The organism is Nonomuraea thailandensis, from assembly GCF_024172165.1.
Taxonomy (GTDB): Bacteria; Actinomycetota; Actinomycetes; order Streptosporangiales; family Streptosporangiaceae; genus Nonomuraea; species Nonomuraea thailandensis.
In genome coordinates, this window is record NZ_JAMZEB010000002.1 from 4,187,791 (window position 1) to 4,210,703 (window position 22,913).

19 protein-coding genes and 2 pseudogenes are annotated in these 22,913 nt (G+C 73.8%); 10 read left to right on the plus strand and 11 right to left on the minus strand.

The features are described 5' to 3' along the window. Positions 1–7 precede the first annotated feature (7 nt). From HD597_RS22785 to HD597_RS22800, 4 genes are all read left to right on the plus strand, one after another. Complete coding sequence (locus HD597_RS22785; RefSeq protein WP_253744710.1) at positions 8–1,795, plus strand: N-acetylglutaminylglutamine amidotransferase; 1,788 nt, start codon at positions 8–10, stop codon at positions 1,793–1,795. Then, positions 1,792–3,756, plus strand: coding sequence for a S9 family peptidase (locus HD597_RS22790; protein ID WP_253744711.1), 1,965 nt, complete (start codon positions 1,792–1,794; stop codon positions 3,754–3,756). The genes HD597_RS22785 and HD597_RS22790 overlap by 4 nt, the downstream gene beginning before the upstream one ends. Positions 3,757–3,758: 2 nt before the next feature. Continuing rightward, positions 3,759–4,814, plus strand: a complete 1,056-nt coding sequence (locus tag HD597_RS22795; protein ID WP_253759452.1) for a C45 family autoproteolytic acyltransferase/hydrolase — start codon at positions 3,759–3,761, stop codon at positions 4,812–4,814. A gap of 78 nt (positions 4,815–4,892) precedes the next feature. Next, positions 4,893–6,623: a RecQ family ATP-dependent DNA helicase gene (locus tag HD597_RS22800; RefSeq protein ID WP_253744712.1), complete on the plus strand. Its 1,731-nt coding sequence runs from the start codon at positions 4,893–4,895 to the stop codon at positions 6,621–6,623. On the opposite strand, the gene HD597_RS22805 is transcribed toward HD597_RS22800, so the two are convergent. The 7 genes and pseudogenes from HD597_RS22805 to HD597_RS22830 all read right to left on the minus strand — a co-directional run bounded on the left by HD597_RS22805 (position 6,589) and on the right by HD597_RS22830 (position 11,447). Beyond that, positions 6,589–7,035: a DUF6789 family protein gene (locus HD597_RS22805; protein WP_253759455.1), complete on the minus strand. Its 447-nt coding sequence runs from the start codon at positions 7,033–7,035 to the stop codon at positions 6,589–6,591. The two genes, HD597_RS22800 and HD597_RS22805, sit on opposite strands and share 35 nt — an antisense overlap. Positions 7,036–7,091: 56 nt before the next feature. Beyond that, entirely contained in the window at positions 7,092–7,694 is a 603-nt protein-coding gene (locus tag HD597_RS22810; RefSeq protein WP_253744713.1) for a TetR/AcrR family transcriptional regulator, read from the minus strand. A gap of 340 nt (positions 7,695–8,034) precedes the next feature. After that, positions 8,035–8,268 (minus strand): annotated as a pseudogene (locus HD597_RS66850) (MBL fold metallo-hydrolase); the annotation flags it as partial. Positions 8,269–8,327: 59 nt separating this feature from the next. Beyond that, positions 8,328–8,498, minus strand: a pseudogene (locus HD597_RS66855) (hypothetical protein); the annotation flags it as partial. Between the two features lie 205 nt (positions 8,499–8,703). Further along, positions 8,704–9,393 carry a DUF899 domain-containing protein gene (locus tag HD597_RS22820; RefSeq protein ID WP_253744714.1) on the minus strand — a complete coding sequence of 230 codons (690 nt, stop codon included), beginning with the start codon at positions 9,391–9,393 and terminating at the stop codon, positions 8,704–8,706. 84 nt (positions 9,394–9,477) lie between these two features. Beyond that, on the minus strand, positions 9,478–10,458 hold the full coding sequence (locus tag HD597_RS22825) for an LLM class flavin-dependent oxidoreductase (RefSeq protein ID WP_253744715.1): 981 nt from the start codon (positions 10,456–10,458) through the stop codon (positions 9,478–9,480). 47 nt (positions 10,459–10,505) lie between these two features. After that, on the minus strand, positions 10,506–11,447 hold the full coding sequence (locus tag HD597_RS22830) for an RNA polymerase sigma-70 factor (RefSeq protein ID WP_253744716.1): 942 nt from the start codon (positions 11,445–11,447) through the stop codon (positions 10,506–10,508). A gap of 183 nt (positions 11,448–11,630) precedes the next feature. On the opposite strand from HD597_RS22830, the gene HD597_RS22835 reads away from it, so the two are divergent. Further along, positions 11,631–12,491 (plus strand): SDR family NAD(P)-dependent oxidoreductase, encoded by an 861-nt coding sequence (locus HD597_RS22835; RefSeq protein WP_253744717.1) that lies wholly within the window; start codon positions 11,631–11,633, stop codon positions 12,489–12,491. Here the strand turns inward: HD597_RS22835 and HD597_RS22840 are convergent. Further along, entirely contained in the window at positions 12,467–13,408 is a 942-nt protein-coding gene (locus HD597_RS22840) for an oxidoreductase (RefSeq protein WP_253744718.1), read from the minus strand. The genes HD597_RS22835 and HD597_RS22840 overlap by 25 nt on opposite strands. Before the next feature lie 106 nt (positions 13,409–13,514). On the opposite strand from HD597_RS22840, the gene HD597_RS22845 reads away from it, so the two are divergent. Together HD597_RS22845 and HD597_RS22850 are read left to right on the plus strand one after the other, a co-directional pair. After that, entirely contained in the window at positions 13,515–14,129 is a 615-nt protein-coding gene (locus tag HD597_RS22845) for a TetR/AcrR family transcriptional regulator (protein ID WP_253744719.1), read from the plus strand. A 124-nt stretch (positions 14,130–14,253) separates the two neighbouring features. Beyond that, positions 14,254–15,276, plus strand: coding sequence for a hypothetical protein (locus HD597_RS22850; RefSeq protein WP_253744720.1), 1,023 nt, complete (start codon positions 14,254–14,256; stop codon positions 15,274–15,276). Positions 15,277–15,312: 36 nt separating this feature from the next. Here HD597_RS22850 and HD597_RS22855 read toward each other — a convergent pair whose 3' ends face one another. Both HD597_RS22855 and HD597_RS22860 read right to left on the minus strand, forming a co-directional pair. After that, positions 15,313–16,155: a universal stress protein gene (locus HD597_RS22855; protein WP_253744721.1), complete on the minus strand. Its 843-nt coding sequence runs from the start codon at positions 16,153–16,155 to the stop codon at positions 15,313–15,315. 377 nt (positions 16,156–16,532) lie between these two features. Continuing rightward, on the minus strand, positions 16,533–16,946 hold the full coding sequence (locus tag HD597_RS22860; RefSeq protein ID WP_253744722.1) for a VOC family protein: 414 nt from the start codon (positions 16,944–16,946) through the stop codon (positions 16,533–16,535). A 115-nt stretch (positions 16,947–17,061) separates the two neighbouring features. Between HD597_RS22860 and HD597_RS22865 the strand changes: the two genes are divergently transcribed. Then, complete coding sequence (locus HD597_RS22865) at positions 17,062–17,919, plus strand: sigma-70 family RNA polymerase sigma factor (protein WP_253744723.1); 858 nt, start codon at positions 17,062–17,064, stop codon at positions 17,917–17,919. Beyond that, on the plus strand, positions 17,916–18,362 hold the full coding sequence (locus HD597_RS22870; RefSeq protein ID WP_253744724.1) for a VOC family protein: 447 nt from the start codon (positions 17,916–17,918) through the stop codon (positions 18,360–18,362). The genes HD597_RS22865 and HD597_RS22870 overlap by 4 nt, the downstream gene beginning before the upstream one ends. A gap of 13 nt (positions 18,363–18,375) precedes the next feature. On the opposite strand, the gene HD597_RS22875 is transcribed toward HD597_RS22870, so the two are convergent. Next, positions 18,376–19,407 (minus strand): LacI family DNA-binding transcriptional regulator, encoded by a 1,032-nt coding sequence (locus HD597_RS22875; RefSeq protein WP_253744725.1) that lies wholly within the window; start codon positions 19,405–19,407, stop codon positions 18,376–18,378. A gap of 274 nt (positions 19,408–19,681) precedes the next feature. On the opposite strand from HD597_RS22875, the gene HD597_RS22880 reads away from it, so the two are divergent. Next, positions 19,682–22,849 (plus strand): alpha-L-rhamnosidase, encoded by a 3,168-nt coding sequence (locus tag HD597_RS22880; RefSeq protein ID WP_253744726.1) that lies wholly within the window; start codon positions 19,682–19,684, stop codon positions 22,847–22,849. Positions 22,850–22,913 lie beyond the last annotated feature (64 nt).

Genomic DNA, 22,913 nt, shown 5'->3' on the forward strand with positions numbered 1-22,913 from the left:
GCCTGGAATGTGCGGACTGAGCGGAGAGTTGCGCTTCGACGGCGCCGAGGCGGACATCGGGGCCGTCGGCCGGATGGCGGAGGCGATGCACGAGCGCGGCCCGGACGGCTCCGGCCTGTGGTCGCAGGGGCCGGTCGCGCTGGGCCACCGCCGGTTGAAGATCATCGACCTGTCGGACAAGGCGGCCCAGCCGATGGTGGACGGCGAGCTGGGGCTGGCGGTGGTGTTCAACGGCTGCCTCTACAACTACGGCGAGCTGCGGGACGAGCTGCGCGGCGCGGGTTACCGGTTCTTCTCCACCTCCGACACCGAGGTGCTGGTGAAGGCCTTCCACCGGTGGGGGCCGGCCTGCGTCGAGCGGTTCAAGGGCATGTTCGCCTTCGCCGTGCACGAGCGTGACACGGGACGGCTGACGCTGGGCAGGGACCGGCTCGGCATCAAGCCGATGTACGTGGCCGAGGGCGCCCGGCGGCTGCGCTTCGCCTCCTCGCTGCCCGCCCTGCTGGCAGCCGGCGAGGTGGACACCGGCATCGACCCGGTGGCGCTGCACCACTACATGACCTTCCACTCGCTGGTGCCGGGCGAGCGCACCATCCTGTCCGGGGTGCGCAAGCTGCCGCCCGCCACGGTACGGGTGATCGAGCCGGACGGCGGCGGCACCGAGCACCGTTACTGGGAGCCGGCCCACACGCGGGGCGCCCTGCCCGAGCATGCCGGGCTGAGCGGCCCGGAGTGGTGCCAGGCCGTGCTGGAGGCGCTGCGCGTCGCGGTGCGCCGCCGGATGGTGGCCGACGTGCCGGTCGGCGTGCTGCTGTCCGGCGGCCTGGACTCCAGCCTCATCGTGGCGCTGCTGGCGGAGCAGGGGCAGCAGGACCTGGCCACGTTCAGCATCGGCTTCGAGCCGGCCGGCGGCGAGCGGGGCGAGGAGTTCGCCTACTCGGACCTGGTCGCCCGGCGGTTCGGCACCGACCACCACCGCATCCGCATCCCGGACGCGCGCCTGATGGACGGGCTGCAGGACGCGGTGCGGGCCATGAGCGAGCCGATGGTCAGCCACGACTGCGTCGCCTTCTACCTGCTGTCGCAGGAGGTCGCGCGGCACGTCAAGGTCGTGCAGTCGGGGCAGGGGGCCGACGAGGTGTTCGCCGGTTACAGCTGGTTCCCGCCGCTGGCGGGCGTGCCCCGGGAGCAGGCCGCCGAGGTGTACGCCCGCGAGTTCTTCGACCGGCCCCACGACGGGCTGGCCGCGATCCTGTCGCCCGATCGCCTGCTGGAGCGCGACGCCAGCGGCGACTTCGTCCGCGCCCACCTGGGCCGGCCGGGCGCCGAGACCGCGCTGGACGCCGTGCTGCGCCTGGAGACCACCGCCATGCTGGTGGACGACCCGGTCAAGCGGGTCGACAACATGACGATGGCCCACGGGCTGGAGGCGCGCACGCCGTTCCTCGACCACGAGCTGGTCGAGCTGGCCGCCGCCTGCCCCGCCGAGCTCAAGCTGGCCCACGGCGGCAAGGGCGTGCTCAAGGACGCCGCCCGGCGGCTGCTGCCGGCCGAGATCGTCGACCGGCCCAAGGGGTACTTCCCCGTCCCGGCCGTCCGGCACGTGGACGGGGCCCTGCTCGACCTCGTCCGCGACGCGCTGACCAGCCGGGCCGCCCGCGAGCGGGGGCTGTTCCGGCAGGACTACGTGGATCGGCTGCTCGCCGACCCCGAGCAGGACAGGGCGACGACCGGCGTGAACACGCTGTGGCAGCTGGGGCTGCTGGAGTTGTGGCTGCAGACCCACGGCGTGTGACGCCGCGGCCCGCCGCCGACCCGCCGCACCTGTCCCCGCCCGCGCCGGGCCCGGCCGGGGGTCTGGCGCGCCTGCCCACGGCGGCGGGCCCGGGCGGCGAACCGCCGCACGTGGCCGCGCCCGCGCGGCCGGCCGGTGGCCGGCCGCACCTGCCCGCGGCCGAGAGCCTGACCGCGTGGAGCTGCCTGGCCCCCGCCCTTGCCCCCGACAACAGCGCCGTCGCCTTCATCAGCGACCACGACGGCTCGCCCCGGGTGTGGGTCCGGCCCCTCAGGGACGGCGCCGAGGCGTGGGCCGTCGACACCGGGCCGCAGCCGGCGGTGGACGTGAGCTGGGCGCCGACGGGAACCCACCTGGCCGTGCTGGTGGCGCCCGGCGGCGGCGAGCACACCCAGGTGTGGACCGTTCAGCCGCACGGCGGCGACCTGCGCCTGCTGTCCGCCCCGGCCGGCGGCTCCGCCGGGGTGGTCCGCTGGACGGGCCGGGGCGAGACGCTCCTGGTCACCGAGACCTCCGCCACCGGCCTGGCCCGGGCCGTGCTCATCGACGCGGTCACCGGCGGCCGCCAGGTCATCGCGGCCGGCCCGCTGCTGAGGCCGGTGGCCATCAGCCGGGACCACGTGACGATGCTGCTGCGGCGGGGCCCGCGCGGCCGCCGGCGCATGTTCGTGGCCGACCTGGCCGCCGAGGCGCTGGGCGCGCACGTGCCGAGCGGCGAACGGCCGCTGCTGCCCGGCCTCCCGGGAACCACCGACGACGGCGCCCTCTCTCCCGACGGCCGCATCGCCTACCTGGTGTCGGACGCCGGCCGCGACCGGGCCGCGCTGCTGGCCGTACGGCAGGGCGCCGAGGCCGTCGTGCTGGCCGAACGGCGGGACGCGGAGCTGGACCGGCTCGCGCTCAGCGCGGACGGCCGCCGCGCGCTGCTGGTGTGGAACGCGCACGGCCGCTCCGAGCTGGACGTCATGGAGCTGGACAGCGGCGAGCTGCATCACCTCCCGCCGCCGCCCGCCGCCGTGATCACCTCGGCCCGGATCGGCTGGGACGGCACGCTGGCCGCGCTGGCCGCCGAGAGCCCGCAGGAGCCCTCGCACGTCCTGCTGTGCGACCTGGACGCGGGCGACCACTGGGAGGGCTACCGGACCGCCGCCGGCGCGGGCCCGCTGCCCACGGCGGCCGGCGCCGAGCTGGTGCGCTTCCGCGCCAGGGACGGCCTGGAGCTGGCGGCCTGGCTCTACCGGCCGCCGCTCACGCGAGGGCCCGTGCCGTTCGCGGTGTTCCTGCACGGCGGGCCGGAGGACCAGGAGCGGCCCACCTTCAACCCCCTCTACCAGAACCTGCTGGCCGCCGGGATCGGCGTGTTCGCCCCGAACGTGCGCGGCTCCGGCGGGTACGGCCGCGCCTTCCGCCAGGCCGACGACCGCGAGCTGCGCTTCGACGCGGTGAACGACGTGGCCGACTGCGTGGCGGAGCTGGTGCGTCTCGGCGCCGGCGACCCGTCCAGGCTGGCCTGCATGGGCTGGTCGTACGGCGGCTACCTCACGCTCGCCACGCTGGTCACGCACCCGCACCTGTTCAGGGCCGGCGTGACCGTCAGCGGCATCGCCGACTTCGCGACCTTCTACGCCCGCGCCGAGCCCTGGATCGCCGCCGCCGCGGTCGGCGAGTACGGCCATCCGGACGCCGACCGGGAGCTGCTGCGCGCCCTGTCGCCGCTGCACTCCCTGGACCGGCTGGCCGTGCCCCTGCTGGTGGTGCACGGCGCCCAGGACACCAACGTCCCGCTGTACGAGGCCGAGCAGGTGATCGAGGCGGCCACCGCCCTGGGCGTACCCTGCGATCACCTCGTCTTCCAGGACGAGGGCCACGAGATCCGGCGGATCGGCAACAGGATCAGTTTCGTGACCAGGGTGGCGGACTGGCTGGCGCACCGCCTGAGGGTGCCGCCGCGCCGGCCTTGACGATGAGGGAAGGCAAGGGTGAGGCGGATGTGCACCTGCGGGCCGCGATGACGGTGATCGAGTGCGCGGGCGGCCACCTGGAGATGGGGCGGGCGCACGGCGAGCAGGCGCGCGAGGCCGTCCGCCGCGCGCTGGAGGTGTGGCGGGAGTCGACGGCCCGCTCGTCGGCCGAGCTGGTCACCGGCTCGCCGCTGCTGGGCACCGTCCGGCGGCTGCTGCCGGGGCTGGCGGACGAGCTGCGCGGCATCGCGGAGGGCGCCGGCGTGCCGTTCGCGGACGTGGTGGCCTGCAACTGGATGGACGAGGCCTGGTGGATGCGCCGTCGGCAGCTGCGCCGGCACGGCTGCAGCGTCGTGGGCGCGGGCGGCTGCCTGGCCCAGAACATGGACCTGCCGGCGTTCATGGACGGCTCGCAGCTGATCCTGCGGCTGCGCCCGCAGGACGGGCCCGAGCAGCTCGTGCTGACCTCCGCCGGGATGCTGGCGCTCACCGGCGTCAACGCCGCGGGCGTCGCGGTCTGCGTCAACACCCTGGGCATGCTGAACGGCGACCCGCACGGGCTGCCCGTGGCCGCCGTGATCCGCGGCGTCCTGGCGCAGCGGGACCGGGCCGCGGCGACGGCCTTCCTTCGTGGCGTCCCGCATGCCAGCGGGCAGCACTACGCGGTCGGCGACGGCGGCGGCATCGACAGCCTGGAGTGCTCGGCGGGCGGCGCGGTCCCCGTCGCCCTGCGGCGGGGCCGTCTCGTGCACACCAACCATGCCCTGGCCAGCGGCGACCTGGACGCGGGCGCCCTGCGGGAGCTGAGCGAGCGGGGCAGCGTGCGCGACTCGCAGGCGCGGCTGAGGTTCCTGGAGGCCTCCTGGCGGGCGGAGGGCACGGCCGCCGAGGCCGAGGAGCTGCTCGCGGACGACACGGTGCCGATCTGCGTGCCCGGGGTTCCCGAGTGGCCGATCCGGACCTTCGGCTCGGTGTCGTACGGGCTGGGCGAGGCGCCCCGGGCCCGCTTCCGGCTGGGGCTGCCCTCGGTCGCGGCGTGGGTGGAGCCGGGCTGGTAGCCGGGCTCCGGTGACATGCCCGCCGCCTGCCTGGGCAGGAGCGACCTCCCGGCGAGGCGGGGTGCGAGGGGAGAGCCGATGAAGGACACGGGCGCGGGGCAGGACACGGACGCGGAGGACACAGGCGCGGAGGACACAGGCGCGCAGGACGCCGGTGCGGGGAAGGACACGGGCGCGCAGGAGGCGGGCGCGCGGTGCGAGCGGGTGGCGCGGCAGGCGCTCGGCCTGACCGACCTGCGGCCGGGCCAGCTCGCCGCGATGACCGCGCTGGCGCGGGGCCGCGACGTGCTGGTGGTGATGCCGACCGGCGCCGGCAAGTCCGCGATCTACCAGGTGCCCGCGCTGCTCCTGCCCGGCCCCACCGTGGTGGTCTCGCCCCTGATCGCCCTGCAGCGCGACCAGGTCGAAGCGCTGCGCGAGCACGACGAGGCGGCGGCGAGCCTGGACGCCGGCACTTCGGCCGGCAGGCGGCGCACGACGTTCGAGTCGCTGCGAGCGGGCGAGACGGAGTTCCTGTTCTGCGCGCCGGAGCAGCTCGCCCGCCCGGACGTGGTGCGCGACCTGGCCGAGGTCGAGCCCTCCCTCCTGGTGGTGGACGAGGCCCACCTGATCTCCTCCTGGGGGCACGACTTCCGCCCCGACTACCTGCGGCTGGGGTCGCTGGCGCGGGCGCTGGGCCGCCCGGCGATCGCCGCCCTGACGGCCACCGCGGCCCCGCCCGTGCGGGCGGAGATCGCCGAGCGGCTGGGCCTGCGCGATCCCTTGGAGATCGTGCAGGGGTTCGACCGGCCGAACATCTCGCTCGAGGTGCGCCGCATGCTGGACGACCCCGCCCCCGAGATCGTCGCCGCGGTGCGCGAGGAAGCGGGGCCGGGCATCGTCTACACGGCGGTGCGCCGGCAGACCTGCCGCCTGAGCGGGCTGCTGAACGAGGCGGGGGTGCGGGCGGCGCCGTACCATGCCGGGCTGCGGCGATCCGAGCGCGACGACGTGCACGGCAGGTTCATGGCCGGCGAGCTGGACGTGGTGGTCGCCACCAGCGCGTTCGGGATGGGGATCGACAAGTCGGACGTGCGGTTCGTGCTGCACGCCGAGGTGCCGGGGTCGCCGGACGCCTATTACCAGGAGATCGGCCGGGCCGGCCGGGACGGCGAGGCGGCCAGGGCGGTGCTGTTCTACCGTCCCGAGGACCTGGGCCTGCAGCGCTACTTCACCTCGGCCGTACCGGACCTGGAGACGCTGACCCGGGTGGCGGAGGCGGTCGCCGAGGCCGGGCCGGGCAGCGACCGCAAGGCGCTGCGCGAGCGTACGGGGTTGTCGCCGCGCCGCCTGACGCTGCTGCTCGACCTGCTGGAGCGGACGGGGGCGGTGGAGCTGGGCGCCCGCCGCGTCGGCCCGGCGCCCGGCGGGCCCGGCCCGGCCACCGCGGCGGAACTGGCCCGGCGGCTGGCCGAGCGCCGGCGCGACGTCGAGCGCACCCGGCTGGAGATGATGCGCCGCTACGCCGAGACCGGGGACTGCCGGCGGCGTTTCCTGCTCGGCTACTTCGGCGAGCAGCTCGCCGACCCGTGCGGCGACTGCGACAACTGCCGGGCAGGCACCGCCGGACGGCAGCCGGAGGAGAGCGGGCCGTTCCCCGCGCACGCCAGGGTGGTGCATCGCACCTGGGGGGCGGGCGAGGTCGTGCAGGTCGGCGAGGACCGGCTGACCGTCCTGTTCGACACGGCCGGTTACCGGGAGCTGCAGCTCGACGCGGTGCTCGAACAGCGGCTCCTCACCGAGGCTCCCCCTGGGAGCCAGCTGCGTTGAGCCGGTTCACCGCCAGCGCCAGCACGGTGCCGTACACCACGTGCCCGGCGACCATGACCGCCTGCCGGTCCTGCCGGTCCCGCGAGGCCGGCGGCAGGATGCCCAGCCCGGGGATCCAGCCCTGGTAGCTGGAGGCCCAGATGGTCAGGGCGTAGCCGGCGCCGGCGGCCGCCGGGACGCGGCGGCCCCTGGCCAGCGCGCCGTACAGGGCGCCCAGGGTGATGCCGAAACCGGCGTGCGCCAGCGCGCCCGCGACGCCCTCGCCGGGCTTGGGCCGGTGCCGGTGGCCAGGGAGCAGCGCCCGGACGATCCGTTTCGGCGGCTGGTCGGGCATGAGGCCCAGCCGGCGGCCCGCCACCATGACCCCGCTCATCGCCGCGGTGGCGAGCGCGCCGCCCGCGGCGCCTTTCATGAGATCGCTTACCATGCAGGGCCGTTGCCCTCCGGACGCGGCCGGAAACGCCCGCGTCACCCCTCTGCGGCACGCAGCAGCCGGTCGGCCTGGCGGAGCAGGCCGTCCAGGTACTCGCGGCCGCCGGCGGGGGTGTCCGGGTCGATGAGCATGCGGTACATGGCCGCGCCGACGACCATGTCGATCACGGTGTCGAGGTCGGCGCCGGCCTCCGGATGGGCGCGTTCCAGCGCGGCGCGGATCAGCCGGCGGCGGGGCTCGATGTACTGCTCGCGGTAGGTGGCCAGCAGGGACGGCTGGGTGACACTGGAGCCGATGAGCAGGGCCAGGACCGCGCGGAAACGCTCGTCGCTGAGGGTGCCCGCCCAGGAGCCGGCGAGCCGCTCGTCGACCGGCCGCGCCGCGGCGTCGGCGGCCTCCCAGACCTCGGCCCCGGGAACGAGGGTGCGGGCCTGCTCGATCGCCTGGACCAGCAGCTCCTCCTTGGAGGACCAGCGCCGGTAGACGGTGACCTTGGCGACCCCGGCGCGCTTGGCGATCTGCTCGACGTTGGCGCCCTCCGGGCCGCGCTCCACGAACAGCTCCAGCGCCGCCTTCATGATCGCCTCGTCGGCCTCGGGGTCGCGCGGCCTGCCCCGGGTGCGCCGCGCCGGGGTCATCGGAACTCCACCCGTCCCGGCCCCGTGCCGGACGCCGGCGGGACAAAGTGGGGCGCGTGCCCGGCCCGCAGCCGCCAGCCAGGGGTGAGAACGGCCTCCATGTGCGTACGCAACTCCCGCAGCCCTCCTTGCCGGGCCTCCCGCCGGCGAACGCGGGAACGACCCGGTCGGCATGGTAGCGGGTGTTGTCGTGGGCGAACAGCGGCACGGTGGCGGGCTCGGCGGCCAGCAGGGCCTGGACGCGCCGGGCCGCCTCGATCTGGCGGGCGGTGTCGGCGCCGCCGATGGTCATCCGGCGGACCTGGTCGACGGCCAGGTGGGGCAGCGTGTAGAGGGTGTCGCCGACGAACAGCACGCTGCCGCCGTCCATGCGCAGCAGCACGCACATGTGACCGGGCGAGTGGCCGGGGGTGGGCAGCAGGATGACGCTGCCGTCGCCGAAGTGGTCCTGGCTGTCGGGGAACGCGCCGAAGGGGCCGGAGTCGAAGGCCGGGAAGGAGAGGTTGTCCTCGACCAGGCCGAAGGAGTGCGGGTAGAGCACGCCGTGGTCCCGGTCCCGGCGGTCCAGCACCACCTCGGCCCGGGCAGGCTGCGCAGCCCGCCCGCGTGGTCGTCGTGGACGTGGGTGAGAAATACGGTGCCGACCTGCGCGGCGTCGTAGCCGAGCCGGGCCAGCCGGACGCGCAGGTCCTGGCCAGGGTCGAGGCGGTACTCGTCGCGCTCGGTCAGCAGGCGCGAGGTCAGGTCGTAGTACCCGTCGTGGTCGTGGGCCTGCTCCCAGTTGACGCCGGTGTCGACCTTCATGACCCCGTGCCGGGGGTGGTCGATGAGGTAGGCGTGGACGGGCACCGCGATCTGCGCCTTGTCCACCAGGGTGCGCAGGTAGCCGTTCAGCCCTTCCCAGCCGTCCAGGCCGCCGTAAACGCATACGGATGCGTTTACATATCAGACCGGCCGCGACCACGGTGGCCGGCGGACCCGCCGGCCACCGTGTGGCCCGACGGTGTGCCTAGACGGGGTCCGGGCCGTACAGCGCGGCGATCTCCTCGGAGCCGGTCCACCGGCTGTAGGTGGGCGACTGCGGCCAGCCGTCGGGCGAGTCCTGCCACTCCTCCTGCCGCCCGTACGGCAGCAGGTCGATCAGCGCGAAGCTGTGGCTGAGCTGCTCGGTGCCCCGGCCGTTGGTGTGCCAGGTGCGGTACACGCTCTCGCCGTCGCGCAGGAACACGTTGACGGCGAAGCCGCCGCCGGGCGGCGCGCCGACGTCGGACCCGAACGGGCTGTTCGCGGTGGAGTACCAGGTCATCCTGTTCCCGACCCGCCTCTTGTAGGCGAGCGCCTCGTCGATCGGGCCCTGGGTGACGACGACGAACCGGGCGTCGTAGCCGTCCAGGAACTCCAGCCGGGTGTACTGCGAGGTGAATCCCGTGCAGCCGGGGCACTGCCACTGCTTGCCCGGGAACCACATGTGGTTGTAGACGATCAGCTGCCTCTTGCCCTCGAAGACGTCCGCGAGCCGGACCGGCCCGTGCTCGCCTTCGAGGGTGTAGTCCGGCATCGCCACCATGGGCAGGCGGCGGCGCTGGGCGGCGATGGCGTCGAGCTCCCGCGTGGCGGCCTTCTCCCTGGCGCGCAGCTCGTCGAGCTGCTTCTGCCACGTGGCGGCGTCGACGACGGGCGGTAGTGCGTTGGTGCTCATGGGTCCCTCACTGATGGGGTGCGCGACTTGCGGTGCGCAGAGGTAGACCCGGCCCGGCCGCCGAACTCATCGCTCGCCCTCGCGTCAGGCGGTGAGCCGGGGGATGACCTGCTCGCCGAACAGCCGGATCGCGGCCAGCACCTCGTCGCGCGGCAGGCCGCCGATGTCGATCAGCACCAGGTGCGCGTCGAGCCCGAGCAGCTTCTGCTGCGCGTTGAGCCGGTCGGCGACCTCGCCGGGGTCGCCGCAGATCGCCGCGCCCTCCATCAGCGTGTCGATGTCGATCGCCCTGCCGTCGCCCCGCCACGGGCTGGCGAACGCGGCGTACGCCTCCAGGTAGGGCCGCCACCGCTCCCGCGCGCCCCGCTCGGCGACGAACACGTGGCTGGGCAGCGCGACCCGGCCGGGATGGTCGCGCCGGTAGCCGGCCACGACGTCCGCGAAGACGCCGGGATCGCGCAGGGTGCTGGGCAGCATGAGCGGCATGCCCAGCTCGGCGGCGAAGTCGGCGGAGGCCGCCGAGCCGCTGCCGACCCATAACGTCGGGTGCGGCCGCTGGACCGGGCGCGGGGTGGTGGTCACGCCCTCCAGCGGGCTGCGGAACGTGCCGCGCCAGGTGACGTTCTCCTCCTGCAGCAGCTTCAGCAGCAGGCGCAGGTACTCGTGGAAGCGCGGCCGCAGGTCGGAGGGGGCGATGCCGAAGGCGACGTCGGTCTCCTTCGACACGCCCCGGGCCACGATGAGCTCGGCGCGCCCGCTGGACAGCACGTCGAGGGTGGCGAGCTCCTCCGCGACGCGCACGGGGTCGTGGTGGGCCAGCAGGGTGACGCCGGTGGACAGCCGCAGGGTGGTGGTGCGGGCCGCGATGGCGGCGAGCAGCAGCTCCGGCGCGGAGACGATGTAGCGGGTGAAGTGGTGCTCGCCGATGGCGACGCCGGTGAACCCGGCCTGTTCGGCCGCGACGGCCTGGTCGACGATGGCGCGGACGCGATCCGGCTCGGAGGACGCTCGCCCGGTGCGTGGATCCGGCAGGTGATCCCCCAGGATCAGCAGGTAGACATCCACAATCTTGGACTCTACCTGCTGATCGTCGCCTGCTCGCGGGCCCGCGTTCAGCGCAGGGCGAGCGGCACCTCCGACGCGATGCCGGTCAGCTTCTCCGGGTTGCGGACGTAGTAGAGGCCGGTGATGCGGGCGTCCTCGACCCTGACCGCGATGACGCCGTCGATCTCGCCGTCGACGCGGAGCACGAGTGCCGGGCTGCCGTTGACCACGGTGGGGTCGCCGCTGAGCGTGACCTGGGCCTTGCCGATCCCGCCGACGATGAAGCGGGCCACCTTGCCCGCGCCGACGATCGGCCGCGGCGCGGCCTGCTTGACGCCGCCGCCGTCGCTGATCAGCACGACCTCGGGGGCCAGCACGTCCAGCAGCCCCTGCAGGTCGCCGGTCTCGAACGCGCGCTGGAACGACTCCAGCGCGGCCCTGGCCACCCCCGGGGGGACCACCTCGCGGGGGCGGCGGGCGTCGACGTGCCGGCGGGCGCGGTGCGCGATCTGCCGGACGGCCGCGGTGCTCTTGCCCACGGCGGCCGCGATCTCGTCGTAGCCGACGTCGAACACCTCGCGCAGCACGAACACGGCCCGCTCGGTCGGCGACAGCGTCTCCAGCACGAGCATGAGCGCCATCGACACGCTCTCCGCGAGCTCGGCGTTCTCGGCCACGTCCGGCGTGGTGAGCAGCGGCTCCGGCAACCAGGGGCCGACGTACTCCTCCCTGCGGCGCTTCATCGAGCGCAGCCGGTCCAGCGCCCGCCTGGTCGCGATCCTGACCAGGTAGGCACGCCGGTCGAGCACCTGCTCCAGATCGACCTTCATCCACCCCAGCCAGGTCTCCTGCAGGACGTCCTCGGCGTCGGCCACCGATCCGAGCATCTCGTAGGCGACGGTGAACAGCAGGTTGCGGTGGGCGACGAACGCCTCGGTGGCGGCGTCCGCCGCGACGCCGCCGGCCGGCGGCCCGTCCGTGGCCGCCGTCAGCTCGCTGCGCTCGTCCATGTCCCGCTCCTAGCTGTTCGCTGTCCAGTGTGCTCCATTCACGAGTCGCCGCCCGCCGCCGCCGTGTGACACCCGTGACGGGTGGCGTACGCCACATGCCCGCCGTGTCACAGGGGCCGGGGCAGCCGTCGTCTCATGGTCGTCAAGGCTCATCCGCCACAGCATGGAGAACGGGAAGACATCATGAGCAAGGTCTGGTTCATCACCGGTTCGTCGCGCGGCCTGGGCCGTCAGTTCGTGGAGGCGGCCCTGTCGCGCGGCGACAGGGTGGCCGCGACCGCCCGCGCCACCGCCGGGCTGGACGACCTGGTGGCCGCCTACGGCGACGCGGTGCTCCCGCTCGCGATGGACGTCACCGACCGGGCCGCCGTCTTCGAGAGCGTCAAGCGGGCCCAGGAGCACTTCGGCCGCCTGGACGTCATCGTGAACAACGCCGGCTTCGCCCAGATCGGCGCGGTCGAGGAGCTGACCGAGCAGCAGTTGCGCGACCAGATGGAGACCAACCTGTTCGGCGCGGTGTGGGTGGTCCAGGCCGCGCTGCCCTACCTGCGCGAGCAGCGCTCGGGGCACATCGTGCAGCTCTCCTCGGCGGCCGGGCTCATCGCGATGCCGCTCGGCGGCGCGTACCACGCCTCCAAGTGGGCCCTGGAGGGCCTGAACGAAGCCCTGGCCGGTGAGGTCGCGGGCTTCGGCGTCAAGGTGACCATCATCGAGCCCGGCGGCTTCGCCACCAGGGGCGGCAAGAACCCCGACCCGCTCGACAACGGGCACGTGGCCCTGCCCGACCCGGCCTACGACGACCTCCGCGTGCGCCTGGGCGCGGTCGCGGGAAAGCAGCCCGCGGGCGACCCTGCCGCCGCCGCCCAGGCGCTCCTCAAGCTCGCCGACCTGGACAACCCGCCCCTGCGGGTGCTCTTCGGCCAGGGCTTCCACCCGATGATCCAGCAGGCCTACGCCGACCGGCTCAGGACGTGGGACGACTGGCAGGAGCTGTCGGCGCAGGCGCACGGCGATCTCGGTCAGCAGGGCGCCGCGGACAGGTAGCCGACGCCGGTGAGGCGCTCGGACAGCCGCCACAGTTCGGCGGCCGTGGCGGCGTCGCGGATGGCCCGCTCGCGGGTGCGGCGGACCGGCTCGCCCCGCAGCTGCAGCGGGCCGCCGGGGACGATGTAGCTGCCGCCCGGCAGATCCGGCTCGGTCGCCGCGTACAGGGAGGTCTTCGCCCCCTCCAGGGGCGGGCGGAAGGCGACCCGCACCAGCAGGCGGGCGAGGGCCGCGTACAGCCGCCCCCTGCTGCCGTTGGCGCCGCCGGTGAGCACGTTGGTGCGGGTGAGCCCGGGCGCCACGGCCGTGCTGCGCAGCCTGAGCCCGGCGGCGTCGGCCCGGCGCTGCAGCTCGACGGCGAAGTAGAGGTTGGCCCGCTTGGCCTGCACGTACGCGAACGCCGCGCGGTAGCCGCGCTCGGCGTTGAGGTTGCCCAGGTCGAAGCGGGCGAACCGCTGCCCCTCGCTGCTGACCGTGACCACCCGCGGATCGGGCGCGGCCAGCAGGTGGGGCAGGAGCAGGCCGGTCAGGGCGAAGGTGCCCAGATGGTCGATGCCGAACTGCGACTCGAACCCGTCGGCGGTCACGGCGTACGGCACCATCGCCACCCCGGCGTTGTTGACCAGCAGATCGAGCGGCCCGCGCCGCCAGCCGGCGGCGAACTCCCGGATGGAGGCCAGGCTGGCGAGGTCCACCTGGCGCAGCTCCAGGCGCGCGCCGGGCACCTCCTCGCGCATGCGGGCGAGCGCGGCGCCGCCGCGTCCCGGGTCGCGGCAGGCCAGCACGACGTGCGCGCCGCGGCGGGCCAGCTCGCGGGCGGTGACGTAGCCGATGCCGCTGTTGGCGCCGGTCACCACGGCGACGCGGCCGGTCTGGTCGGGAACGGACTGGAGGGTCCAAGCGGCGGAGGTCCGCATGATGTGCCACCTCGGGGAAGGACGCGACGGGGAACGCATCGCAACTCGAAGTTGCGATACGCTGATCCTGCCATCCGCTCCCGAAGTATCGCAACTCGGAGTTGCAATGTCCTCTGATCAGTCGCCCGCCAGGCCGGTCGGCCGCGGCGCCAAGGTGCGCGCCGCCGTCCACGCCGCCGCGCTCGCCGAGCTCGTCGACGTGGGTTACGCCGCGCTGACCGTCGAGAGCGTCGCCCAGCGCGCCGGCGTCCACAAGACGACGGTCTACCGGCGGTGGAAGGACCGGGAGAGCCTGCTCACCGACGCCCTGGCCGAGCACATGGCCGCCGACATCCCCGTCCCCGACACCGGCGCGATCGGCGGCGACCTGCGGGCGCTGGCCCGCTCGCTCGTCCAGGCGTTCACCAGCCCCACCGGCCAGGCCGTCCTGGCCGCCATGTTCACCGGAGCGGCCCACCTGCCGGAGATCGCCGCGGCCCGGCGGCACGTGTTCGGCGACCGGCTCGCCAGGGCCGAGCCGGTGGTGCTGCGCGCCGTCGAACGCGGCGAGCTCCCCGCCGGCACGGACGCCGCCGAGCTGCTGAGGACCCTGGCCGCGCCGATCTACCTGCGCCTGCTCATGACCGGCGACCCGGTGGACGAGAGCGTCGCCGACCGGGCGGCGCACGTCGCGCTGGCCGCCGCGCGCGCCGGCGCCCTGAGCGCTCCCGCCGGGCCGTGACCTGCCGGGGCCTGCCCCCCAGGTGAGGCGCGCTGTGGCCGTTTCCCTGACAGACCCGGCGGAGATCGCGTACGGTGACCGGTTGATGACCGGCCAAGCCCGAAAGCCACCCGGAGCCTGCTTCATGCGAACCGCAGCGGCGATCCTCTCCTTCGTCCTCGCCATCACCCTCCTGCCCGTCCAGCCCGCCGCCGCCGCGGCGCTTCCCGGCGGCAAGACCACCTTCGTCGTCTCACAGGGCCACCTGAAGGCCGCCTCCCAGCAGAACTGGCTGCGCCTGGGCAGCTACCGCTTCGCCGCGAACGGCACGGTCAGCGCCTCCCTGTACCTGTGGTGGCAGCGCCGCCCCGAGGCCAGGCAGCGCACCGGCATGGTGCCCGACCAGGGCTGCACCACCAAGGCGGGCGGCTCCGCCTCGCGCGCCCGTACCTGCCGGGTGCTCACCGCCGGCGGTTACACCGGCGCCCCCGACGAGAGCCGCACCGGGACGTACAGCATGGCGGGCGACGTGCTCACCATCCGGTGGAAGATCGCCCAGACGTGGACGGAGCAGTGGTACGTGCGCCGCTCGCCCGACGGCAGGCTGGCCCGCCTCGACCTCAAACGCAGCACCCTGGCCACGCACGGGTACGGATACGGCAGCAACGCCTCCCTCGGCACCCGGCGCGAGATGAGCTCGGTGAAGGCGTTCCCCGGCTCGCTCAGGCAGGACCTCACGAGCTGGGCCGGCGGCAGGCTCGTCACCTCCGGCAACCAGCCGTTCAGCCACTCCTCCTTCCGGGCCTGCACGACCACGACCTCGTGCCTGACCTACCTGCAGCCGTCCTCGCGCGGCGCCTGCCAGAAGTCGGGCGGCTGCCCCCGTTACGGCGGCGGCACGAAGGCCGGGGTCAGCTCCATCCAGTACTACCTGACGAAGATCTCCAACTCCGACCGCCGCGACACGATGTGGCACTGGTGCACCTGCCTGGCGATGGAGCGCCGCGAGTTCTGCTACACCGGCAACTCGCACGTCAAGCCGCTCATGCAGGTCATCGACGACCGCGGGGCCTTCCGCGGCTGGGTCGGCGCCGAGGCCTCCTTCTCGACCGGCTCGTCGCGGTCGGGGGACATGCTGGCGGTCTTCCGCCTCACCGACTTCCGCTGACGAGGCTCCTGCGGCAGCGGCGGACGTCCCGCTCCGTCAGGCGCGGACCACGGCCACGGGGCAGCGGGCGTGCTGCACCACGTTCCGGCTGACGGAGCCGAGCAGCGCCGATCCGAGAGCGCCGCGCCCGTGCGAGCCGACGACGAGCAGGTCGGCCCGTTCGGCTGCCGCGGTGAGCGCGTCCACGGGGTGCGCGCTCTGCACGTCCTCGATCACGTTGACCTTCGGGTGGTCGCGGCCGAGCGTCTTCAGCCGGTCGCGGACGACCTGGAGCCGCGCGGCGCGGACCTCGTCCATGTCGTAGACGATGTCGGGGGCGTAGGCGTGCACCGGGAGCTGCCAGGCGTGCACGGCCCTGAGCGTCGCGCCGCGCAGCTCCGCCTGCTCGTAGGCGTAGGCCAGCGCGGGCTCGCACTCCGGCGAGTCGTCCACCCCCACCACGACCTCCCCCTGGGCTGGCAGGTGCGCGGCGTGCACCACCACCACGGGGCAGTGCACGTGCCCGGCCAGGTGCATGCTCACCGAGCCCACCAGCGCGCCGGCGAACCCGCCGAGCCCGCGGCTGCCCGCCACCAGTTCCTCGGCGTCGACGGCCCGCTCGCGCAGCACGTCGGCGGGCCTGCCCGTCACCAGTTCCGTGGCGACCTCGACGGCCGGCTGCCGCTCGCGGGCCAGGGTCTCCGCCTCCTGCAACACCTGCCGCCCGCCGCGCAGCAGCGTGTCGGGCAGGGGGGCGTCGGGCCGCTTGCCGACCAGGTACCACGAGGTGTCCACGACGTGCACGATCCGCAGCGGCAGGTCCCTGCGGGCGGCGTCGGCGGCCGCCCATTCCACGGCGGCTCGCGAGGCCACGGATCCGTCCACTCCTGCGATGATCATGATTGCCTCCTTCGTCACCTCCATCGCATCATGCGCGGGGCCGCCTTGGCAGGGCCGGAGGCCGGCGAGGCGAGGGCCGAACGGCCCTGGGAGGGACGGCACGTCCCGCGTCCGCATCCGGCGGCGGCGGGGCTTCGCTGAAAGACACCCGCCGGGAGGGGAGGGACGCGGCCCCCCGCCCGGCCGGTCGGGCTCGCCACTGTGACTGCCGGTCACCACCGGACCGCTGCCGGGCGGGGGCCGCCTCGGGGATGGGGATCTCCCCCTCGGCGGGTGTCTGCTTCCATGATCACCGTACGGGCCGGGGGCCGGCAGGGCCGAAGGTCCCCGGCCGAGGTGACGAACGACCTGTACCGGGCCCGGTACAGGTCAGGCCCCTACTCCGCGTACGGCTGGTCCGCGCCCCGGCCGCTGTACCCGAGGCTCCAGATGTAGCCGTCCGGGTCGGCGAACGTGCCGCCGTACCCGCCCCACGGCAGCGCGCCGGCGGGGTTGAGGATCGTGGCGCCGGCCTTCTCGGCCTCCGCCATGACCTCGTCCACCCGCGCCTCGCTGCGGACGACGTAGGTCAGCACCAGCCCGCTGAACCCGCTGCCCTCCGGGCTGGTGCCCACCTGGCCGGCCAGCCCCTCGCGGCCGTAGAAGCCGACGGGCGAGGCTCCGTCCGACTCGAAGAACACCGAGATGCCGTAGTCGTTCTTGACCTTCCAGCCGAGGCCGTCGGTGTAGAACCGCTTGGCCCGCTCCATGTCCCGGACGCCGAGCAGGATCGAGCTCACGTGCGCCTTCATGTCGTGTCTCCTCTGTCTGAGCTGACAGGTGCGGCACCGGAGCCAGGCCCCGATGTCACATTTCCCTGTTGTGTCGGTCAATGTGAATGACCGGCGAGACGGAGGAATGTGACAGATGGTCGAGCAGGACTGGGTCAGCGGGCGGTTCACCGAGCACCAGGACCGCTTGCACGCGGTGGCCTACCGGATGCTCGGCTCACCCGGCGAGGCCGAGGACGCCGTGCAGGAGGCGTGGCTGCGGGTCAGCCGCGCCGACACGGGGCAGGTGGAGAACCCGGCCGGCTGGCTGACCACGGTCGTCGCCCGCGTCTGCCTGAACATGCTGGAGGCCCGCCGCCACCGGCGTGAGGACGCGGCCGGGACGCTGCCACCCGAGCCGGCCACGCCCGCGGGCGTCCAGCCGGCCGGGCGGGCCGGCCCCGAGGAGGAGGTGCTGCTGGCCGATTCGGTCGGGGTCGCGCTGATGGTGGTGCTGGACACGCTGGCGCCCGCCGAACGGCTCGCGTTCGTCCTGCACGACGTGTTCGCCGTGTCGTTCGGCGAGATCGGCGAGATCATCGACCGCTCCCCCGCCGCGGCCCGGCAGCTGGCCAGCCGGGCCCGGCGCCGGGTGCGGGGAGCGGCCGGAGAGTCCGAGGCCGCGCGGTCGGCGAAGCGGGACCTCGTCGAGGCCTTCCTGTCCGCCTCCAGGAACGGGGACTTCGCCGCCCTGATCGACATCCTCGATCCTGACGTGGTGGTCGGCGAGATCCGCGGCGGCCAGGCGGTGGCGACCTTCTTCGCCGGCGGGGCGAGGGCGGCCCTGCTCGCCCTGGTCGACGGCGTGCCGGCGGCCGTCTGGCTGCACCGGGGCCGGCCGCGGGCCGTCTTCTCGTTCACCGTCACCGGCGGGAGGATCAGCCGCATCGCCATCGACACCGATCCCGGCCGGCTCGGCGGCCTCGACGTCGTCCTGCTCAAGGAGCGGCGTTGAGCGGCCCGCGGCTGCGGCTCTCGCGGTTCGCCCTCGCCGTCCACGACCTGGACCAGGCGCTCGGCTTCTACCGTGACGTGCTCGGCTTCGAGGTGCGCGACGCCGACGACGCCGACGACGCCGCCGCCGACGCCGGCGGGGCGCGATGGGTGAGCGTCGGCCCGCCCGCGCAGCCGGACGTGCGGATCCTTCTCGGGTCGCCCGGCGCGGGCCCGGGTGTCCCGCCGGCGGACCGGCGGGCGATCGAGGAGCTGCTGGCCAAGGGGCTGCTGGGCCGTCTCGTCCTCGTCACCGACGACTGTGACGCCACGTTCGGGCTCCTGGAGGAGGCGGGGGCCGAGGTGATGCAGGAGCCGATCGGGCGGCCGGACGGCAGCCGCGACTGCGCCTTCCTCGATCCGTCCGGCAACCTCGTGCGCTTCACCCAGCCCGGAGGCTGTTGAATCGTTTTCCAGATCAGCGGGGCGCGGCGGTCGAGGCGCGGACGACGAGGGTCGGCGTGACGGTGAAGCGTACGGGTGTTCTGCGGCCTTCGATGCGTTCGAGCAGGAGCTTGCCGGCGGCGCGGCCCATCTCGTGGCCGTCCTGGTCGATGCTGGTCAGGGAGATGTTGGGCAGCGCGGCCAGGTGGGTGTTGTCGTAGCCGGCGACCGACACGTCCGCCGGGACGGACAGGCCGGCCTCGTGGGCGGCGGCGAGGGCGCCGAGCGCCGCCTGGTCGGCGCCCGCGAAGATCGCCGTCGGGCGTGGTGCCCGGCGCAGCAGCTCGCGGGCGCCGTCGTAGCCGCCCTGCTCGTGGTAGAAGCTGGTCGCGATGGCGATCTCGTCCTCGAGGCCGTGCTCGCGCATGACCCGCTCGTAGGCCGCCGACCGGATGCTGTGCAGCAGGTCGGCGGACCTGGCGATGCTGTCGTCCTGGTGGGTGATGTGCGCGATGCGGCGGTGGCCCAGCTCGATGAGGTGCCTGACCACGAGCTCGGCGCCCGCCTCGTCGTCGTCGAAGACCGAGTCGTAGTGGGGCGAGCGTTCGTGGCGGGCGAGCACCACGACGGGCTTCTCCTTGGCCACCTCCTCCAGCCGCGCCTTCGACGCCAGCGGGGCGACCATGATGATGCCGTCCACCTGCCGGGACAGCAGGGCGTCCACCGCCCGCTGCTCGACCTTGCGGGTGGCGCCGCCCTGGATCATGAACGCCTGGTAGTCGGTGGTCTCGAGGTAGGCGGTCAGCCCGTCGAGGATGTCGGCGAAGAACGGGTTGCGGATGTGCGGCAGGACGAGGCCGAGGGTGAAGGTGCGGCCGCGCATGCCGCGGGCGACCGCCTGGGGCCGGTAGCCGAGCTCCTCGATGGCGGTCTTGACCTTGTTCTTCATGGCCGGGCTGACGCCGTAGGCGTTGTTGAGCACCTTGGACACCGCGGTGACGGAGACCTGTGCGTGGCTCGCCACGTCGGCGATCGTCACTCGTCGTCGTGGGCCGGACGTGACCATGGAACTCCATTTCCGAGGCGTCGTCCGATTCTACGAGCTCACGGCGGCGCCGCGTCTCCCCGCCGCCCTCGTGCATACCGATACCCGAAAGCACCGCATACCAGTGAACTGACGTGCGGTGACTGCGGGAACCGTTATTCGGATCTCCCTTGACGACACATCCCGCAACGCTTACGTTAACGGCGTCTGCAAGGTTCTTAAATCGTTTTAGAGCCGCAGGGAGTGACTTGTGTCCTCATTACGCCGCCGCATCCGCTTATGGGCAGGACTGGGAGTGACGTTCACCCTCGTCCTCGGGCAGCCCCTCCACCCCGCGCCGGCCGCCGCCGGACAGCCCCACGTCGAGGTCGTGGACCTGCGCGTGGACGGCCGGCGCGACCAGCCCCTCGGCCTCGACAACCCCGCCCCCTTGCTGGGCTGGCGGATGAACCCGGCCCGGCGCTCCGCCGGCCATCCGTGCCACCGGCCCGGCTCCCGGGCCGCCTGCCCGGCCGACGCGCAGACCGCGTACCAGATCCAGGTCGCCGCGAGCGAGAGCGATCTCGGCCGCGGGCGGCTGCTGTGGGACTCCGGGAAGGTGCGCTCCGCCGTCCAGTCCGGCGTCCGCTACGCCGGACGGCCGCTCGCCTCGCGGCAGCGGGTCAGCTGGCACGTACGCGTCTGGGACGCCGGCGAGCAGCCCTCGGACTGGAGCCGGCCGTCCTCCTGGGAGATGGGCCTGCTCCAGCAGAGCGACTGGGGGCAGGCACGCTGGATCGACCACCCCGGCCGCACCGAGACGCAGCCCATGCCGATCTTCGCCCGCGCGTTCGACCTCGACCGGCGCAGGCGCGTGGCGAGCGCCCGCCTCTACCTGTCCGGCGTCGGCCTGCACCTGCCGACCCTGAACGGCCGCGAGCTCACCGGCGAGGTGCTCGCCCCCGGCAACTCCAACTACCAGCTCTCCAGCGAGTACCGCACCTACGACCTCACCCGCGCCCTGCGCGCCGGCGCCAACACCCTAGGCGTCCGGCTCGGCAACGGCCCCGCCTACGTGCGGCGCAGCGTCACCAACCCGGCCGTCGGCCGCACCTCCCCCTACTCCTGGTGGCAGAGCCAGCTCAAGGGCAGCGGCACCCTGACCGCCGCCACCGCACCCGGCGCCACCACCGTGTCCCTGGACAGCGTGACCGGCTACCACGTCGGCGGCACCGTCAACATCGACACCGGAGACGGCGGCGGCAACCTCGAATCCCGCACGATCACCGCGATCGGCGCCTCCGACATCACCTTCACCCCCGCGCTCGGCAGGCCCCACTCCGCCGGCGCGACGGTGACCGGCTCGGGCAACAACATCGCCGCCAGCGACCCGAGCGCCGGCGCTGCGGTGACCCCGCGCCTGATCGCACGCATGGAGATCACCTACACCGACGGCTCGCCGGACGTGATCGTCTCCGACCGGAGCTGGCGCACCGCCCTGGGCCCCCTGGTCACCGACGCGTGGTACTCCGGCTCCGACCACGACGCCCGCCGCGAGCAACCCGGCTGGGACCTCCCCGGCGCCGACCTCTCCCCTGCTGCCGAGCGCCGCGACGGCACCCCCATGGCCTGGACGGACGCCGGCATCGCGCCGCCGCCGAACCTCGCCACCCGGCTCGTCGCCCGCACGGCCGAGCCGGTCAAGGCCGTCGAGACCTTCACCCCCGTCTCGCTGACCAACCCCGCGCCGGGCGTCTGGGTGTTCGACTTCGGGCAGAACATCGTCGGGTGGCCGCAGCTGAACCTCAAGGGCACCGTGCCGGCCGGCACCGTGATCCGCATGTCACCCGCCGAATCGCTCGCCCCCGACGGCACCGTCGACCAGGCCTCCCTCATGGGCGGAGGCGGCAACCGGGGCCGCGACCTGTTCAACACCTACACCACGGCCGGGCTGCGCGGCGGCGAGAGCTGGCACCCCGACTTCAACTACTTCGGCATGCAGTGGGTCCAGGTCACCGGCCTGCCCGAGGGCTACACCCCGGACGAGAACCTGATCAAGGGCATCCGGCTCCAGGCCGACACCCCCGTGTCCGGACGGGTGACCACGTCCGACGCCCGGATCAACCGCATCCACAAGATGTCCCGCTACTCCTTCGCCTCCAACATCATGTCGGTCTTCACCGACTGCCCCGGCCGCGAGAAGCTGTCCTACCCGGCCGACTACACGATGCCGATGGGCGCCATCCACCGCGACCACGACCTCGCCGCGTACCTGAAGACGACCATGCGGCACCTCGTGGAGGGCCAGTCGCTCGCCGACACCCCGATGCGCGGCAACGTCGCACTCAAGACACCCGTCTACGACTGGGGCTACAGCGGCCGCTTCGGCGACGAGATCAACTGGGGCAACGCCATCATCCTCGTCCCGGCCATGCTGTACGAGCTGTACGGCGACACCAAGACCATGAGCCGCTACTACGACCGGATGGTGGACTTCGCCGACTACATCCAGCGGCAGAAGGCCGGCACCGGCGAGAACGCGCACATCGTGGACGCCGCCCTGGCCGACTGGGTCTCCGCCGACCAGACCTCCGGCCGGATCACCGGCACCTGGGGCTACTACGTCATGATCACCAAGCTGGCCATGATGGCCGGGCTGACCGGCCACACCGACGACGCCACCCGCTACCAGGCGCTCGCCGCCGACATCAAGACCGCCTTCAACAGCCACTTCTACAACCAGCAGCTGCGCCGCTACACCACCGGCGGCAACGCCGGCACCACAGGCGCCACCCAGACCGCCCAGGCGCTCGCCCTCGACGCCGGCCTCGTCCCCGACGGGGAACGCCAGGCCGTCATCGACGCCCTCGTCGAGCTCGTCCACGCCTTCCACCCCAACGGCGAAGGCCCGCACTTCAGCGGCGGCACCATCGGCATGGCCCCCACCGTCCGGGCCCTGGCCGACGGCGGGCGCGACGACGTCCTGTGGGAGCTGCTGCAGAGCGACGCCCAGCCCAGCTACGGCTACTTCATGGCCTCCACCCCCGCCAACCCCGGCGGCATGACCACCATCGGCGAGCGCTGGAACCGCGGCGACTCCAAGAACCACATGATCCTCGCCCAGATCGAGGAGTGGTTCCACACCGGCCTGGCCGGCATCCGCGCGGCCGACGGCTCCATCGCCTACCGCGAGCTCGTCATCCAGCCCAAGCCGGTCGGCGACCTCGCCTACGTCAAGGGCAGCTACGACACACCCCAGGGCACCGCCCGATCGGAGTGGACCAGGAACGATCGGCGCTTCGAGCTGAAGGTCGGCATCCCTGCGAACACCACCGCCGAGGTGTGGGTCCCGGCCGGGGACCGGCGCCTGGTGACGGCACCGCACCGGGCCACGTTCCTGCGGATGGACGGTGAACACGCCGTCTACCGGGTCGCCTCGGGCTCCTTCACGTTCGTGGCGGCACACACCGGACCGGGCACGTAGGCACGACCGTGATGCGAGGGCCCCGCCCGGTGGCCGCGACTGCGGCTACCGGGCGGGCTCTCCT

Excerpts from the sequence above, each read along its gene's own strand:
- HD597_RS22785 (WP_253744710.1), top strand. The coding sequence starts at position 8 with ATGTGCGGACTGAGCGGAGAGTTGCGCTTCGACGGCGCCGAGGCGGAC.
- HD597_RS22795 (WP_253759452.1), top strand. The coding sequence starts at position 3,759 with ATGAGGGAAGGCAAGGGTGAGGCGGATGTGCACCTGCGGGCCGCGATG.
- HD597_RS22800 (WP_253744712.1), top strand. The coding sequence starts at position 4,893 with ATGAAGGACACGGGCGCGGGGCAGGACACGGACGCGGAGGACACAGGC.
- HD597_RS22805 (WP_253759455.1), bottom strand. The coding sequence starts at position 7,035 with ATGAAAGGCGCCGCGGGCGGCGCGCTCGCCACCGCGGCGATGAGCGGG.
- HD597_RS22810 (WP_253744713.1), bottom strand. The coding sequence starts at position 7,694 with ATGACCCCGGCGCGGCGCACCCGGGGCAGGCCGCGCGACCCCGAGGCC.
- HD597_RS22820 (WP_253744714.1), bottom strand. The coding sequence starts at position 9,393 with ATGAGCACCAACGCACTACCGCCCGTCGTCGACGCCGCCACGTGGCAG.
- HD597_RS22830 (WP_253744716.1), bottom strand. The coding sequence starts at position 11,447 with ATGGACGAGCGCAGCGAGCTGACGGCGGCCACGGACGGGCCGCCGGCC.
- HD597_RS22835 (WP_253744717.1), top strand. The coding sequence starts at position 11,631 with ATGAGCAAGGTCTGGTTCATCACCGGTTCGTCGCGCGGCCTGGGCCGT.
- HD597_RS22840 (WP_253744718.1), bottom strand. The coding sequence starts at position 13,408 with ATGCGGACCTCCGCCGCTTGGACCCTCCAGTCCGTTCCCGACCAGACC.
- HD597_RS22845 (WP_253744719.1), top strand. The coding sequence starts at position 13,515 with ATGTCCTCTGATCAGTCGCCCGCCAGGCCGGTCGGCCGCGGCGCCAAG.
- HD597_RS22850 (WP_253744720.1), top strand. The coding sequence starts at position 14,254 with ATGCGAACCGCAGCGGCGATCCTCTCCTTCGTCCTCGCCATCACCCTC.
- HD597_RS22855 (WP_253744721.1), bottom strand. The coding sequence starts at position 16,155 with ATGATCATCGCAGGAGTGGACGGATCCGTGGCCTCGCGAGCCGCCGTG.
- HD597_RS22860 (WP_253744722.1), bottom strand. The coding sequence starts at position 16,946 with ATGAAGGCGCACGTGAGCTCGATCCTGCTCGGCGTCCGGGACATGGAG.
- HD597_RS22865 (WP_253744723.1), top strand. The coding sequence starts at position 17,062 with ATGGTCGAGCAGGACTGGGTCAGCGGGCGGTTCACCGAGCACCAGGAC.
- HD597_RS22875 (WP_253744725.1), bottom strand. The coding sequence starts at position 19,407 with ATGGTCACGTCCGGCCCACGACGACGAGTGACGATCGCCGACGTGGCG.